The 15475-nt window shown below is 58.1% G+C and carries 14 protein-coding genes and 1 tRNA gene; 13 read left to right on the top strand and 2 right to left on the bottom strand.

Going from position 1 to position 15475, the window contains the following annotated elements:
- The first annotated feature begins 56 nt into the window (after window positions 1–56).
- The 3 genes from rsmA to G437_RS0104025 are packed head-to-tail and all read left to right on the top strand — an operon-like array spanning window position 57 to window position 3718.
- On the top strand, window positions 57–968 hold the full coding sequence (rsmA, locus tag G437_RS0104035) for a 16S rRNA (adenine(1518)-N(6)/adenine(1519)-N(6))-dimethyltransferase RsmA (RefSeq protein WP_024331310.1): 912 nt from the start codon (window positions 57–59) through the stop codon (window positions 966–968).
- Window positions 965–1900 carry a GHMP family kinase ATP-binding protein gene (locus G437_RS0104030; protein ID WP_024331309.1) on the top strand — a complete coding sequence of 312 codons (936 nt, stop codon included), beginning with the start codon at window positions 965–967 and terminating at the stop codon, window positions 1898–1900. The genes rsmA and G437_RS0104030 overlap by 4 nt, the downstream gene beginning before the upstream one ends.
- Window positions 1901–3718: an ABC-F family ATP-binding cassette domain-containing protein gene (locus G437_RS0104025; protein ID WP_024331308.1), complete on the top strand. Its 1818-nt coding sequence runs from the start codon at window positions 1901–1903 to the stop codon at window positions 3716–3718. It begins immediately after the preceding gene.
- Window positions 3719–3722: 4 nt separating this feature from the next.
- Here G437_RS0104025 and G437_RS0104020 read toward each other — a convergent pair whose 3' ends face one another.
- Together G437_RS0104020 and G437_RS0104015 are read right to left on the bottom strand one after the other, a co-directional pair.
- Window positions 3723–4226, bottom strand: coding sequence for a MarR family winged helix-turn-helix transcriptional regulator (locus tag G437_RS0104020; RefSeq protein WP_024331307.1), 504 nt, complete (start codon window positions 4224–4226; stop codon window positions 3723–3725).
- 38 nt (window positions 4227–4264) lie between these two features.
- The gene (locus G437_RS0104015) at window positions 4265–4921 is read right to left on the bottom strand and encodes a TetR/AcrR family transcriptional regulator (RefSeq protein ID WP_051141884.1); all 657 of its coding nucleotides are present in this window, start codon (window positions 4919–4921) and stop codon (window positions 4265–4267) included.
- A gap of 49 nt (window positions 4922–4970) precedes the next feature.
- Here G437_RS0104015 and G437_RS0104010 point away from each other — a divergent pair.
- From G437_RS0104010 to eno, 10 genes are all read left to right on the top strand, one after another.
- A tRNA-Gln gene (locus tag G437_RS0104010) sits at window positions 4971–5041 on the top strand.
- A 44-nt stretch (window positions 5042–5085) separates the two neighbouring features.
- Entirely contained in the window at window positions 5086–5844 is a 759-nt protein-coding gene (locus tag G437_RS0104005; RefSeq protein WP_024331305.1) for a sugar phosphate nucleotidyltransferase, read from the top strand.
- Window positions 5845–5880: 36 nt separating this feature from the next.
- Entirely contained in the window at window positions 5881–6870 is a 990-nt protein-coding gene (locus G437_RS0104000) for a ribose-phosphate diphosphokinase (RefSeq protein WP_024331304.1), read from the top strand.
- Between the two features lie 196 nt (window positions 6871–7066).
- A complete protein-coding gene (locus G437_RS0103995) occupies window positions 7067–7702 on the top strand; it encodes a 50S ribosomal protein L25/general stress protein Ctc (protein ID WP_024331303.1) in 636 nt (211 codons plus the stop codon).
- Between the two features lie 66 nt (window positions 7703–7768).
- Complete coding sequence (pth, locus tag G437_RS0103990) at window positions 7769–8359, top strand: aminoacyl-tRNA hydrolase (protein WP_024331302.1); 591 nt, start codon at window positions 7769–7771, stop codon at window positions 8357–8359.
- Window positions 8360–8364: 5 nt separating this feature from the next.
- Window positions 8365–11922, top strand: coding sequence for a transcription-repair coupling factor (gene mfd / locus G437_RS0103985; RefSeq protein ID WP_024331301.1), 3558 nt, complete (start codon window positions 8365–8367; stop codon window positions 11920–11922).
- Window positions 11923–11979: 57 nt separating this feature from the next.
- On the top strand, window positions 11980–12672 hold the full coding sequence (locus G437_RS0103980; protein WP_029769251.1) for a cytochrome c biogenesis CcdA family protein: 693 nt from the start codon (window positions 11980–11982) through the stop codon (window positions 12670–12672).
- A gap of 27 nt (window positions 12673–12699) precedes the next feature.
- Window positions 12700–13269, top strand: a complete 570-nt coding sequence (locus G437_RS0103975; protein ID WP_024331299.1) for a TlpA family protein disulfide reductase — start codon at window positions 12700–12702, stop codon at window positions 13267–13269.
- 42 nt (window positions 13270–13311) lie between these two features.
- Entirely contained in the window at window positions 13312–13830 is a 519-nt protein-coding gene (locus tag G437_RS0103970; RefSeq protein ID WP_024331298.1) for a hypothetical protein, read from the top strand.
- Window positions 13831–14008: 178 nt separating this feature from the next.
- Entirely contained in the window at window positions 14009–15289 is a 1281-nt protein-coding gene (gene eno / locus G437_RS0103965) for a phosphopyruvate hydratase (RefSeq protein WP_024331297.1), read from the top strand.
- The last annotated feature ends 186 nt before the right edge of the window (window positions 15290–15475 follow it).

The following is a 15475-nucleotide window of genomic DNA, read 5'->3' as shown; positions in this document are numbered from 1 at the left end:
GGTGCCAACCTTGCGTTAAAACCAACTTTTTCTGCCCTCGAACCCCGTGTAACCTTATGAGCGTGAACAATTCTTCCCTTGAAGCTGGCCTTTTAGGCCCAGCCGAAATACGCGAAATCTGCTCAGCCATAGGAGTGACGCCAACCAAAGTATTAGGGCAGAATTTTGTTCACGATGCCTCCACTGTTCGGAAAATCGTGCGCGAGGCAGGCAACGTAGACGGCCAGCACGTGCTCGAGGTAGGTCCGGGGCTCGGTTCACTTACGTTAGCTCTGCTCGAGGCCGGCGCCGGCGTAACTGCCGTAGAAATAGATCCCCGGCTTGCCGCGGCGCTCCCACAAACGGTCCTCGCCAGACAGGCGGAGGCCGGGTCTCGTCTGCGGGTGCTGTTAGCAGATGCGATGGAAGTTACGGCGGCGGAAAAACTCGAACAGGCAAAGATCGTAGCTGGCCCTCCGTCGAAAATTTTTGCTGGACCACCCACGCACATCGTGGCGAACCTGCCCTATAACGTTGCTGTGCCCGTGCTGCTCACGCTCCTTGAGGCACTTCCGTCTGTGCACACCGTGCTGGTTATGGTCCAATCTGAGGTCGCAGACCGGCTGGCGGCCGGCCCAGGCAACCGCACCTATGGGGTGCCGTCCGTGAAAGCCGCCTGGTACGGTCAAGCAGAGCGCGCCGGAACCGTAGGGCGGGCAGTGTTCTGGCCAATCCCAAACGTAGATTCTGCGCTGGTGCGCCTGCGTCGCACGCCCAGTCCCAAGGCGGATCGGACCAGCGTGTTTACGCTGATAGATGCCGCGTTTAACCAGCGGCGCAAGACATTGCGGCAGGCTCTGAAAGGGTATTTCGGTTCCGCCGACGCTGCCGCCGAAGTGCTGCAGAAAGCCGGCATCGATCCGGCTCGTCGTGGGGAAACATTGACTGTGGCTGACTTCGTAAAGATTTCGCAAGAGGCTAATTCGTGAAGGCATCTGCGCCCGGAAAACTAAACGTAACCTTAGCCTGCGGTGCCCCCGACGAACGTGGCTACCACCCACTGCGCACCGTTTTTATGGCCGTAGATTTGCGCGAAGAGGTGGCAATAGCACCCGCTCCGGCCTGGTCGGTGCGTACGCGCATGCTCAGCGAAACCGGACAGGAACTGGCGCTGCCTCAGGAACTGCTGGAACTACCCACAAATGCGAACCTTGCAGTAAAAGCCGCCAAGGCAGTGCTGCGAGAGGCGGGTATAGAGAGCGCGGCAGCGCTGACAATAACGAAACGAGTCCCGGTAGCAGGGGGCATGGCCGGAGGATCAGCAGATGCTGCAGCAGCAATTGTTGCTACGGCGGCAACCTTCGGGGTCAAAGGGGACTGGCAGCAGCTAGCGCGCACGCTCGGGGCTGACGTTCCATTTGCACTTGCCGGCAACGCCGCCCTCGGCACAGTTTACGGGGATCACCTTTTCCCTGTACCTGCCTGCAGGCGCCACTGGGTCTTTGCCTGCGCCAACGGAGCCGGTCTCTCTACTCCCACCGTCTTCAAACGTTTTGACCAGCTACCTCGCCCAACCCACCCGAGCTGGGTGCTGCCTGCCACCTCCCTCAGGCCACTAGAGGGCCAGCTTGGGGAGGCGTTGATAGATCCTGACCCGCGCCGCCTTGCGGGAATGATGTTCAACGATCTGCAAGCGGCCGCGGTTGCAGAGCGGGGCGCTCTTGCCGAAGTAATCGAGGCCGCAACTAGCGCGGGCGCACTGTGCGCGCAGGTTTCAGGGTCGGGACCCACAGTGGTGGCGTTGGCACCAGACGGGGAATCCGGGCGGCGAATAGCTGCAAAACTGCAAAAGTTAGATTCCGTTGCGCGCGCAATTGTTACTCAAGGGCCCGCCCTGGGGGCAAGGATTGAGGGAAAATAGATGGCTCACTTGTTAGGTGTGCAAAATGCAGGAGCGCTAGCGGGCTCCCGCAAAATATTAGCTGATTTTACGGCCGGGATTGCAGACGGGGACCGCATTGGGGTACTTGGGCCAAACGGGGCCGGAAAGTCTACGTTGCTGCGCCTGTTAGCCGGCAGCCAGGAGCTGGATTCTGGCCTGCGAACAGTGACCGACGGGGTAGACATTGGCTTGGTTGGGCAGGTGGACCAGCCGAATCCGCAAGCCACCGTACGCGAAGTGCTGCACGGGGATGCGCCCGAATATAAATGGGCTTCCGATCCCGACGTACGCTCAATCCACGCCGGACTGCTAGAGGGGATTAGCCTCGACACGCTGGCCGGCGAGCTCTCGGGAGGCCAGCGCAGACGCGTGTGCCTGGCCGCCGCTTTAGTTGCTAAACCGCGCCTGCTGCTGCTGGACGAACCCACAAACCACTTAGATGTCGAGGGCGTAGCCTGGCTTGCCGAGTATCTGCGCTCGCATCGGGACAATGTTGGAGCGCTAGTGGTAGTAACGCACGACAGGTGGTTTTTGGATGCGGTCTGTTCTTACATCTGGGAGGTTGTCCCCGGGGTCGACCCCGGTTTTGGCAAACCGCAGATTGCCGGCCACATCGAGATCTACGAGGGCTCTTACGCGGCCTACATTTTGGCGCGCGAAGAGCGTGCGCACGCCGCCCAGGTGGCAGCCGAGAAACGGCAAAATGCTTTGCGCAAAGAACTCGCCTGGCTGCGGCGCGGGGCGCCTGCTCGCACCTCAAAACCCAAATTTCGCATTGAGGCAGCAGAGTCGCTAATCCAGAACGTACCGCCGCCTCGCGACAGCGTGGAACTGGTTTCTATGGCCACTGCCCGGCTGGGCAAACGCGTTATAGATCTCGAGAATGTGACTTTCTCCTACCCCGGCCAAGACCCCATCCTCGAAGGTGTCACCTGGCGGCTGGCTCCCGGTGAACGCGTGGGAATAGTAGGCATAAATGGGGCCGGTAAGACTACTCTGCTGCGTCTACTGCAGGGAAGTTTGGAACCGACCTCGGGCCATATTCGACGTGGCAAAACTGTTCAGCTTGCCACCTTGTCGCAAGCTACCCACGAGCTCGACCAGATAGCACATAGGCGCGTGGTCGAGGCGGTAGCCGACGTGAAACAGTCGATCGTGGTAGCGGGTAAGGAAATAAGCGCCTCCCAGTTGGTGGAAAGGCTGGGGTTTACAAAAGAACGCGCCTGGACGCGCATCAGTGACATATCGGGTGGGGAACGGCGTCGCCTGCAGCTTATGCGCCTATTAATGTCCGAACCCAACGTGTTGCTTTTAGACGAACCCACTAACGATCTGGATACAGACACCCTGGCTCAGATGGAAGATCTGCTAGATTCCTTCCCCGGCACGCTGGTGGTAGTCTCGCACGATCGATATTTGCTCGAACGTGCCACTGACCACCAGATGGCCTTGCTTGGAACGGGCGAGCTACTGGATCTGCCCGGGGGAGTGGACCAGTACTTGCAAATGCGCTCTAAGCGCGGTGGAGCCCAGGCTGCACCTAAGAAGGAGGCTTCGGATGGCAACGCTCAGTATGCGGCCCGCAAACTGGCCCGTTCGCTGGAACGCAAGGTAGATAAGGCCCAGGCCCAAATCGCTGAGCTCGAACAGAAAATGGCGGAAGTATCTGCAGACCTATCCGCCGAAGGGATCTCTAAGCTGGCCGAGCTGAATAGGCGGTTGCAGGAAAAGCAATCCGACCTGGACGAGCTGGAAGAACAGTGGCTAGAGGCCGCCTCGAAAGTCGAGGGCGACTAGCCGGCTACTTTTCAAAGTTGGCTAACAGGGGGCGCAACAGGTTGGCGAGTTCGCGGCGCTGCGCCTCTGTGAGGGGACTGAGGGCGGTTTGCTCAAATTGGAGAAGTTCGCCCATGGCCTTTTCCACCCGGCGGATGCCCAGTTCAGTTAGGGCCACGTTCACTACGCGCCGGTCCGTTTCGCAGGCGCGGCGGCAGACCAGGCCCTTTTGCTCGAGTCGATCCACCCTGTTAGTCATGGTGCCCGAGGAAACCAGCAATTCGTTCATCAGCTTTCCGGCGGTGAGCTCGTAGGGGCTGCCTGCTCGCCGTAGGGCCGCCAAAACATCGAATTCCCAGGTTTCCAATTCTGCTTTTGAAAAGGCTCGCCGGCGCGCCAAATCAAGGTGCCGGGCCAGGCGCGACAGGCGGGAAAGAACGTGCATGGGGCTAGTGTCAAAAGAGGGCACTTCTTTGGCCCAGGCCGCTACTATCCGGTCTACCTCGTCGGTTATCTCTGCTTTTGCCACGTACCTAAATTAGACCAGCGAGGGCGAAAACGAAAGAGCTAGGCGCTGGCGGGATCGATCGTGACCAGCTTGGGGTTTGGGCGCATGCCGCGCAGCCCATACCAGGCCAGGTTTATGACGTGGGCGGCTACCGTTTGTTTGTCGGCACTGCGTTCTTCGAGCCACCATTGGCCCACCTGCGAGACAATGCCCACTAGCATCTGCGCGTACATTGGCGAGGGCGCAGTGTCTAGACCCACGGCCTGGAGAGTTTGGGCGAGCAAATACTCGGCCTTGGCAGCTACGTCGCCCATGATCGACGAGTAGGGCCCTGTCGAGCGCGAGACGGGTGAGTCTCGCATCAAAAGCCGGAATCCGTCCTCGTTATCTTCTATGTAGGTGAGTAGGGCGATTGTTGAAGCTTCAACCATTTGGCGCGGTGACGTGGACTGTTCCAGGGCCCCAATGATGGTGTGGGTCAGCGAGGACACCTCCCGGTCGACAACTACCGCGTAAAGGCCCTCCTTCCCTCCGAAGTGTTCGTAGAGCAGCGGCTTCGAGACTTTAGCTGCAGCGGCAATTTCTTCGACCGAGGTCGCTTGAAAGCCGCGGGCAGCAAAGATCGGGCGGGCTACAGAAATGAGCTGTTCGCGCCGCTGGAGGCCGCTCATACGCGGTTTTGAAACCAAAATTAGTGCCCTTTCTAAATGTGACATTCGCCCGCCAGTTTTTACTATAGAGAAAAACATGGCATGCTTGAACCATTCCGCCCTAGTGTAATGGCAGCACGCGGGTTTTTGGTACCTACAGTCCGGGTTCGAATCCTGGGGGCGGAGCTACCAGCAAAGGCTGGTGCTGCAAAGCAACATTCGGGGGACCAGTGGAACGCACAGTAATCATTTTGGCCGCCGGCCAAGGTAAGCGAATGCATTCAACCCTACCTAAGGTTCTTCACGAAATGGGCGACAAAACCCTGCTAGGGCACGCCCTAACTGCAGCCCAGTCGATTGAGCCGGATCGCCTGTGTGTGGTGGTGCGCCACGAGCGCGAAAAGGTTGCCGCCCACGTACGCGAGGTAGCCCCGCAGGCGGTCGTTGCCGATCAAGACGAAATCCCAGGAACTGGTCGAGCCGTGGCCTGCGCCCTCGAAAAATTAGCCGAAACTAAGCCGGTAACGGGTACGTGCGTGGTCACTTCCGGCGACGTGCCCCTGCTCGAAGGCGATACTCTAAACGCCCTAATTGAAGCCCACGAGGAGGCGGGAGCCGCCGTCACCTTGCTGTCGACTAAAGTTGACGACCCAACTGGGTACGGCCGCATTTTGCGCGATGCGGACGGAAATGTAAAGGGAATTGTCGAACACCGCGATGCTAGCTCTGCACAGCTGGTAATAAACGAGATAAACGCGGGGATCTACGCTTTCGATGCGACTTTCCTTGCCGATGCGCTAAAGAACTTGGACACGAACAACGACCAGGGCGAAGTCTATTTGACAGACACCGTCGCTATCGCAGTGGATAGGGGGCTGCCGGCAGCAGCTCACATTCTGGCAGATTCGGTTCAAGCAGAAGGCGTCAATACACCCGAACAACTGGGTGCTTTGGCTAAGATCTATGCGGAACGGCGTTCGCGTCGCTAAAGCAGGGCTAGGCAAAATTTTAGAAGGGACCAGTCGATGACAGGCATCATCTCCTCCGGCGAGAAACGACTAGTTGTTGTTTCGGGGCGCGCATACCCGGAATTGGCGGAGGAAGTGGCAAAAGAGCTGAAAACTGAGCTGCTTCCTACCACGGCATACGACTTTGCGAACGGCGAGATCTACGTTCGTTTCAACGAGTCTGTGCGTGGAGCGGACGCATTTGTGATTCAGTCCTACACTCAGGATCTGAACAAGTGGCTGGTCGAGCAGCTGATTATGGTTGATGCGCTCAAGCGGGCTTCGGCGAAGCGCATCACTGTGGTTGCGCCCTCGTACCCCTATGCTCGCCAGGATAAGAAGCACCAGGGGCGCGAACCGATTTCCGCTAGGCTGGTTGCTGATCTGTTCAAGACTGCTGGGGCCGACCGCATCATGTCGGTGGATCTGCATGCGGCTCAGTCCCAGGGGTTTTTCAACGGCCCGCTCGACCACCTGTATGCGATGCCTGTTTTGGTCGACTATGTAAAGACACGCGTGGGTGCGGACAAAGACAAGATCACCGTTGTTTCCCCCGATGCTGGGCGCGTGCGAGTTGCTGAAAAGTGGGCGAATCGACTGGGAGGGTGCTCTTTGGCCTTCGTGCACAAGACCCGCGACACCACTAAACCTAACCATGCGGTTGCCAACAGGGTAGTTGGCGAGGTCGAAGGTAAGCACTGTGTGCTGGTTGACGACATGATTGACACCGGCGGCACTATTGCCGAGGCCGTGAAGGTACTGCTAGCTTCGGGGGCTAAAGACGTGATTGTGGCCGCTACACACGGCATCTTGTCTGATCCTGCGGTAGAGCGGCTATCCGAGTGTGGTGCCCGCGAGGTAGTGGTGACTAACACGCTGCCGATCGAGGGGAACAAGCGTTTTGAAAAGTTGACCGTTCTTTCTATTGCTCCGCTGCTTGCGCGTGCGATCAAGGAAGTGTTCGACGACGGTTCGGTTACTTCGCTTTTTGACGGTCCTGTAGCCTAGATTTGTTTGGTACGCCCCTGCTGGTAGCGGGGGCGTACTTTTCTTGTGATCTACTTCGCGGCCGTTGCTTTGAGGGCATCAGAGCCGCTAAACTGGCTGAGTTGCCTCGGCGAGGGAGGCCTTCGGGCGCTCCGTTATCGACGCGGCCGCAGGGGTACCTGCGTCCTCCGGGGCCACTACTACCCGAAAGGACATCATGGCTGAAAATAAGCTTGAAGCTACACTACGTAACGACTTTGGCAAGGGCTTTGCCCGCCGCGCCCGCGCTGCAGGCAAGATTCCCGCTGTAATTTACGGTGGCAAGGATCATAAGACTACTCACGTTACCCTGCCTGCCCACGAGACTTTCCTGATCGTAAAAGACAACGCTAACGCTCTGATCGACCTCGACATCGAGGGCACCGAGCAGCTCGCCCTGGTAAAGGACATCCAGCATCACCCGGTGCGTTGGGACATCCTGCACGTCGATTTGCTCGCGGTTACCCGCGACGAGAAGGTCAACGTCGAAATTCCTCTGGAGATCGAGGGCGAACCCGCTCCCGGCCTTACTCACGTTCAGGAAACCTTCGAACTGCCTGTTATTGCTCCGGCAATTGCTATTCCGGAATTCCTCACGGTTTCCATCGAGGGCATGGAGGCCGACACCACGTTGCGTGCCGAGGACATTAAGCTGCCCGAGGGCGTCGAGCTGGACATTGAGCCCGAGGCTGAGATTCTGACCGTCCGCGAGCCCGAGGAAGTTGACATTCCCGAGCCCGAGGCCGGCGAGGGCGCAGAAGAAGCTACCGAAGAAGCGGCAGCCGAATCTGCCGAGGGCGATTCCGAAGAATAAAAATCGCGATAAAATCCGGGGCGGGGGACTGCCCCGGATTTTTGTTGCCCTGGGAGGGACTGGAATATGACTTGGTTGGTTGTTGGGCTTGGCAATCCTGGGCAAAAATACGAGCGCACGCGCCATTCTGTGGGGCACCTGGTGGTGGAGGCTGCCGCGAGGCGCTTTGGGGCCTCTTTTAAGAAGCACAAGGCGGGGGCCTTTGTTGCCACCGGCAGGGTGGGCCTGGGGCCGGGAGGCGCTCCCGGGCCGAAGGTGATTCTGGCTACGCTCACCTGCTATATGAACGTTTCCGGGGGGCCCACGTCGGCTCTGGCGAAGTATTTTGAGGTCGGCCCACAAGAGCTGTTAGTCGTTCACGACGATTTGGATCTTGACGAGGGGCGGCTGCGTCTGAAAGCTGGGGGCGGTGAGGGCGGACACAATGGGCTAAAGTCTATTTCAAAGTCCCTGGGATCTCGCGATTATGCGCGTTTGCGCGTGGGGATTGGGCGGCCGCCGGGCCGGCAGGATCCGGCTGACTACGTCCTGGCTCAAATGGCTGGCAAGAAGCTTACCGAGTACGAGGTGCTTGCCCAGCGAGCCGTGGATGTCATCGAGGATGTTGTGACCACTGATTTTTTGGGGGCGCAGATGCGTCTTCACTCTAACGGTTAGGTTTTATGAGTATTTTTACGCCCCGCCTTGCGGGAATTAGTCAGCAGGTAGGCGAGCTGTTGCCTCAGCTGGATATGAGCGAACGCGAACTGGTCGTGACCGCCGTGAAGGGGGTCCGGCCCGCACTCGTGGATTTGCTGGCCCAGAAGAATGAGGGGCTTACCGTCGTTGTCACTGCATCGGGCCGGGATGCCGAGGTGCTTTCGGCTGAGCTTGCTAATTTCACTGACGGGGTTGCGGTCTTTCCTTCTTGGGAGACGTTGCCACACGAGCAGTTGTCGCCGCGCAGCGACACTATGGCCACGCGCGCGAAGGTGCTGCGGCGGCTGCTACATCCGGTCGAGGGGGATGCCCATACGCCGCCAATAAAGATTTTGTTGCTGCCGGTGCGGGCGTTGCTGCAGCCGTTGACTAGAAGCCTTGCCGAGGTCGAACCAGCGGTGGTGCGCGAGGGCGATACTGTGTCTCCGACCAGCCTAGTTAAGCGTCTATTGGAGTTGGGGTACACCCGTACAGACCTGGTGGAACGCCGTGGTGAGGTGGCCGTGCGAGGGGGCTTAGTAGACGTGTTTCCGCCTACCGAGTCGCATCCGTTGCGTCTGGAGTTCTTTGGCGACGATGTCGAGGAAATTCGTGCTTTCGCGGTTTCGGACCAACGCACTATTGAAAAGGCCCGCAATGGGCTGTGGGCGCCTCCTTGCCGCGAGTTATTGCTGGACGAGGGCGTTCGGCGGCGGGCGGCTAACCTGCAGAACCAGTTGCCCGGTTTTGCTGAAATGCTCGAGCGCATTAGCCAGGGCACCGCCACCGAGGGCATGGAAGTGCTGATGCCGGTGCTGAAAGACGATATGACGCCGTTGGCGCAGCTGCTACCTGAGGGCGCGTTGATTGTTGCCGACGATCCGGAGCGCATTGAGGCGCGCAGCACTGATCTGCTGAAGATGACTGCAGAATTTATGGAGGCAGCCTGGTCGTCTGCGGCAGCCGGGGGAAAGGTTCCCTTTTCCGTGAAGGAGCTGCCTTTTGAAAATATTGCCGACACGAAAGAGCTAGCCCTTGAGCGAGGGATGCGCTGGTGGGAGTTTACGTCCCTGCGGGCTTCGGGCGAGGGGGGAATTCGTGCTGTTGAGGTCGCAGCTACAGAGCCTGCAGCTTATAGGGGAGATGCGCGCAAGCTGGGCAAAGACATAAAGGGGTGGATAGCCAGCGGCTGGCAGGTGGTTTGTGCTACTCCCGGGGTAGGTGGTGCTAACCGGTTGCAGGCGCGCCTTGCCGAGATCCAGATTCCGGCGCGCACTGTGGACCAGATTGGCACAGCTCCCTTTGCCGATCCCGTGGTCCGCGTGCTGCCTGCTGCGGTTCAAAATGGTTTCGTTTCAGAAAAGGCCCATTTTGTGCTGTTGTCTGAGGCAGATATTACGGGCAAATCGAGGTCTAATGTAGGGGTTAAGAACAAGGTTCCGGCCCGCCGCAAGAAGGGTGTAGACCCGTTGGCACTGCATGCTGGCGACTACATTGTGCACGAGCAGCATGGCGTGGGCAGATTTATTGAGCTGGCGACTCGCACAATGGGGCGTGGCAAGGATCAGGTTACCCGCGAATACCTGGTAGTCGAGTATGCGCCCTCGAAAAAGGGCCGTCCTGCGGACCGGCTCTGGGTGCCCACCGATTCGCTGGATCAGGTAAGTAAATACACGGGTGGTGAGACCCCGCAGCTGTCAAAGATGGGGGGCTCTGACTGGGCTAAGACTAAGGCCAAGGCCCGCAAGGCAACGCGCAAGATAGCGGCCGAACTGATTCGCCTCTACGCTGCCAGGCAGGCTACTAAGGGGCATGCCTTTTCTGCGGACACGCCCTGGCAGCGCCAGCTCGAAGACTCTTTTGAATACGTGGAAACTCCCGACCAGCTTACCGTTATCGACGAGGTAAAGGCTGACATGGAAAAGCCCGCCCCGATGGATCGGCTGCTATCCGGAGACGTGGGTTACGGTAAAACCGAGATCGCCATCCGGGCAGCGTTCAAAGCCGTTCAGGATTCCAAGCAGGTGGCGGTACTAGTTCCCACCACGTTGCTAGTGCAGCAGCACTACGAGACATTTTCCGAACGGTACGCAGGTTTTCCGGTAAAGGTTGCCGCCCTTTCGCGCTTCACTTCTAAAAAGGAAGCTGAGCAGATAAAAGATGAGCTGCTGGCCGGGGGAATTGACGTGGTGATTGGTACCCATTCTTTGGTAACCGGGCAGGTGCGTTTCAAGGATTTAGGGCTTGTGATCATTGACGAGGAGCAGCGTTTTGGAGTGGAGCACAAAGAAACTTTGAAGCAGCTGCGCACCAACGTGGACGTGTTGTCCATGTCGGCTACGCCCATTCCCCGCACGCTTGAAATGGCTGTTACTGGCATTCGAGAGATGTCTACGCTGGCCACTCCGCCTGAAGAACGGCATCCGGTACTTACCTATGTGGGCCGTTACACCAATAGTCAGGTGAAGGCTGCGATCAGGCGCGAGATGCTGCGCGACGGACAAACTTTCTTTGTGCACAACAGGGTAGATTCGATTGCAAAGGTGGCCGCAGACATTGCTCAGTTGGTGCCGGAAGCTCGGGTTGGGATAGCTCACGGCAGAATGTCGGAAAGCCAGTTGGAGTCCGTGATCATGGACTTTTGGAACCGCGACCTGGATGTGCTGGTTTGTACCACTATCGTTGAAACGGGCTTGGATATTTCGAATGCGAACACGCTTATAGTGGACCGCTCTGATCGCATGGGCCTCTCTCAACTGCACCAGTTGCGGGGGCGCGTGGGCCGAGGGCGTGAGCGGGCTTACGCCTATTTCCTGTATCCGGGCGACAAGCCGCTAACCGAGACGGCTCACCAGCGCCTTTCGACTATTGCGGCTAATACGGATCTGGGAGCCGGCACTGCTGTTGCCATGAAGGATCTTGAAATCCGAGGGGCAGGTAATCTTCTTGGGGGCGAACAGTCTGGCCACATTGCCGGCATTGGTTTCGACCTGTACGTGCGCATGGTTTCCGAAGCTGTGGCCGAGTTTCGCGGGGAGCAAGCCGCTCCCAAGGAAGAGGTCAAGATTGAGGTTCCTATTGATGCACACGTGCCCGAGGATTACGTGCAGGGCGAGCGCCTGCGCATGGAGATCTACGCAAAGTTGGCCAGTGCGGAAAATCAGTCCGATCGCGAGGGCGTGCGTGCGGAATTGTTGGACCGTTACGGCCCCTTGCCTGCGCCCGTAAAGCGCCTGTTTGCCGTGGCCCAGTTGCGTCAGAAGGCTAGGGAGGCCGGGGTCAATGACATTGCTATGCAAGGCAAGTATGTGCGCTTTGCCCCCGTCGAGTTAGCGGATTCACAGATGCTGCGGCTGCGTCGAATTCATCCGGGCACCGTTATGAAGCCTGCCGTAAGGCAAGTGTTGGTGCCGGCCCCGACCGATGGCAAGATTGTGGGTCTTGAGCTGCTTGCTTGGATCGAAGAGGTATTGGTGCTGCTGTCCACCAAGGTGTCTTCGCTAAACGCCGATCCGGATGCGGGAGCAAAAAACCACAATTAGGTTAGGCCAGCCTAAGGCGTAGTATGGGGTGGTACTGACGCCCGACAACCTGATGGGATGCCCGTGGAAGTTTCTGTGACCGCCGCCTTTTTAGGTGGAATATTGGCCTTTGTTTCGCCCTGTTTCCTGCCTGTAGTTCCAGTGATAGTGGCTTACATGGCGGGTATCCAGGTCGAGGGCGGACAAACTAACCGGGTGCGTGCGGTGAGTCATGCACTGGTATTTATAGCCGCATTTTCGCTGGTATTTGTTGGCATTTGGGCCCTGGTTGGAATGGTTGGCCTAGTGGTGGGCCAGTACAGGGGGATTGTTAGGGTTTGCGGGGGAGTGATCTTGGTTGTTATGGGCCTGCAACTTGCAGGCATAATAAACGTTCCCTTTTTGAACCAGAATTTTCGGGTGGCGGTGGATGCTGCCCATGCGCCCACGTATCGCCGCTCGGCCCTGTTAGGCTTGGCTTTTGGGGCGGGGTGGACGCCGTGCATAGGCCCAATTCTGGGGGCTGTTATTGCCCTCGCCACGTCCAGTGCCACGATGGGGCGCGGGCTGGTGCTCATGGTAATTTTCTGTGCGGGGCTGGGACTGCCATTGCTTGCAGTGGCAGTGGGCTCTTCGTTTGTTACCGAAAAGCTGACCTGGTTTAAGAAACACTATCAACTGACTACCACGGTTTCGGGGGCCTGCCTGGTGGTCATAGGAATTTTGATGGCGGCAGGGTTGCTTTCAAAGGTGACTGGGCTGGCGCTGTAGCTAAGCTGTAGAAGAAAGGAAACTCCGATGCGTATTAAACAGGTCGGGCGCGTGGTGGCTTTTCTGCTGGGCGTTGCCCTGATAGTGGGAGCTGCCGTTTACTTCACTCGCGGCGGGCAGTCTTCGCAGCCGCTGCCTTCTAAGGCGGAAGCCGCTAAAACGTCCGGTACGCTAGCTCACGGAAAGCCAGCTCCCGATTTTACGGGGACTGATCTGGATGGCAAGCAGGTGTCGCTGAAGGATTTTAAGGGCAAGCCGGTGTGGTTGGTGTTTTCTGCTTCCTGGTGCGATGCCTGCAGGGAAGAGGCCCCCGATATAAATGAGGCTGCCAAGCGGTATGGGAATAAGGTGCAGTTCATTTCCGTAAATCAGGATTCGGCTAAGTCCGATGCTGCCGCCTTCGCCAAGGATTTTTCGCAGGTGTATCCGCTGGTTTTGGATTTGGATGCGAAGATTTCTAGGCGGTACCAGGTGATGGCCCTGCCAGCGCATTTCGTGTTGGATAAGGAGGGCAAGCTGGTGGCGAATACGGTGGGCGAGGTCGGCCCCGAAGAAATTGCGCGTACGCTTTCTATTGCTCAGGGGGCTAAGCACTAACTACCTCGGCTACACTTGGGGCAGTAGACGGAAAGGTACACAGTGAAGTTTTCCAAGTTCTTAGCTGCCGCAGCCGGTGTGGGGCTTGCCCTCTCGGCTTGTTCAGCTCACCCTGGGGCGGCCCTAAATATTGACGGCAAGAGCTACACGGACAAGCAGATTTCGCAGGCTGCCACGCAGCTTTCCGAGCTGACTGGGCAAAAGCTCAACAACATGTATGTGGCCCAGTTCTTGTCCGTTTCCCCGGGCGTGCAAGATGTGGTGAAGGAGCAGAAGCTGCCTGCCACTGAGGCACAGGTGCGTCAGCAGATTGCTAGGCAGCAGCAAGCAGGCCAGTTCAAGCAGGGAAAGGTTTCGGATCTGTCTGTGCGTTTTTTGCAGACTATGACCGTGCTCAACGGGCTGGGTCAGCAGAAGTCGGCGCTAGTTTTTGAAAAGAATGCGAAGCACAAGATCTCTCTTAGCCCGCGTTACGGCAAGATGAGGGCGGACGGGCGTCCGGGCAATGCACTTCCGTCCAACGTGGTCACCGCTGCCGATCCCACCTCGGGGTCTAGGTAGTCGTGGTGGCGAAGTAGCTTTAACCACAAGGTCGCTGGGACTTATGTCGGCGCTGGCAAGCATGGGGGCGCCAAGTAAGCTTCCAGCGATCTTTTTTCTGGGATGGCTAATGCGAGTTGCGACACTCTGCGGCTAGGCTAGAAGTGTATTAGCGGCCAATAACTGATTGGAGTATCACGTGGCAAGCATCATTAACGTAAGCGCACGCGAGATCTTGGATTCGCGCGGCAATCCCACCGTCGAAGTTGACGTACAGCTAGAAGATGGGGCTTCGGCACGCGCAGCTGTTCCCTCTGGTGCCTCTACTGGCGCTTTCGAGGCGGTCGAACGTCGCGACGACGACCAGAACCGTTATCAGGGCAAGGGCGTGCAGGACGCCGTCGAGGCCGTTGTCGACGTGATTGGCCCCGAGATCCGTGGCGAGGATGCTGAGGACCAGCGCCGCATTGACCAGATCATGCTGGATCTTGACGGCACCGATAACAAGGGCAAGTTGGGTGCCAACGCCATTTTGGGCGTATCCCTAGCAGTTGCCAAGGCTGCCGCAGAGTCTGCCCTGCTTCCTCTGTACCGTTACATTGGCGGGCCGAACGCGCACGTTCTGCCAGTGCCTATGATGAATATTTTGAATGGTGGCTCGCACGCCGACTCTAACGTCGACATTCAGGAATTCATGATTGCCCCGATTGGGGCTCCTTCCTTTGCCGAAGCACTGCGTTGGGGTGCCGAGACCTACCACACTTTGAAGAAGGTCATAAAGGATCGTGGCCTGTCTACCGGCTTGGGTGACGAGGGCGGGTTCGCCCCGAACCTGGAGTCCAACGCTGCCGCCCTCGACCTGATCGTCGAGGCGATTCAGAAGGCAGGTTTCAAGCCCGGCCACGATATCGCCCTGGCACTGGATGTGGCTTCGTCCGAGTTCTTCGAAAATGGCAAATACAATTTCGAGGGCGAGGCCCGCGACACCGAATACATGGTGAAGTACTACGATCAGCTGATCGACAAGTATCCGCTGGTTTCCATCGAGGACCCGCTTTCCGAGGACGAATGGGAAGATTGGGCGAAGCTGACCCAGCACGTAGGCGACAAGGTGCAGCTGGTTGGCGACGACCTATTTGTCACCAACCCGGAGCGTTTGAACAGGGGCATCGAGCAGGGCGTAGCTAATGCGCTGCTAGTGAAGGTAAACCAAATTGGTTCTTTGACCGAGACCCTGGATGCTGTCGAAACTGCCCACCGCCACGGCTACGCAACCATGACTTCGCACCGCAGTGGCGAAACAGAAGACACCACTATTGCCGACCTGGCCGTCGCTACCAACTCCGGCCAGATCAAGACTGGGGCACCGGCTCGTTCTGAGCGCGTTGCCAAGTACAACCAGCTGCTGCGCATTGAGTCCCAGCTGGGCGACGCGGCTGTGTACGCTGGTCGCAGCGCCTTCCCGCGTTTCAAAGCCTAAGGTAAAAGGCTAATAGCTGAGCCTGCCCCACCCCGGGCAGGCTCAGTTTTATTTTTGTCTCAAAGTCTGCCGCGTGCGCATTGCACGACAAAAATTTGGGGAGTTACTGGCATGATTGGACCATGGGTACAAAACGGCCGCCACTGAGGGGACAAAGACAGCCTGCCCGTACCCAAGATGCTGCCG

This window comes from Winkia neuii subsp. neuii DSM 8576 (assembly GCF_000420405.1).
Classification (GTDB): domain Bacteria; phylum Actinomycetota; class Actinomycetes; order Actinomycetales; family Actinomycetaceae; genus Winkia; species Winkia neuii.
Note: the sequence above shows the minus strand (reverse complement) of the source record. Positions and strands in the feature narration are given on the sequence as shown.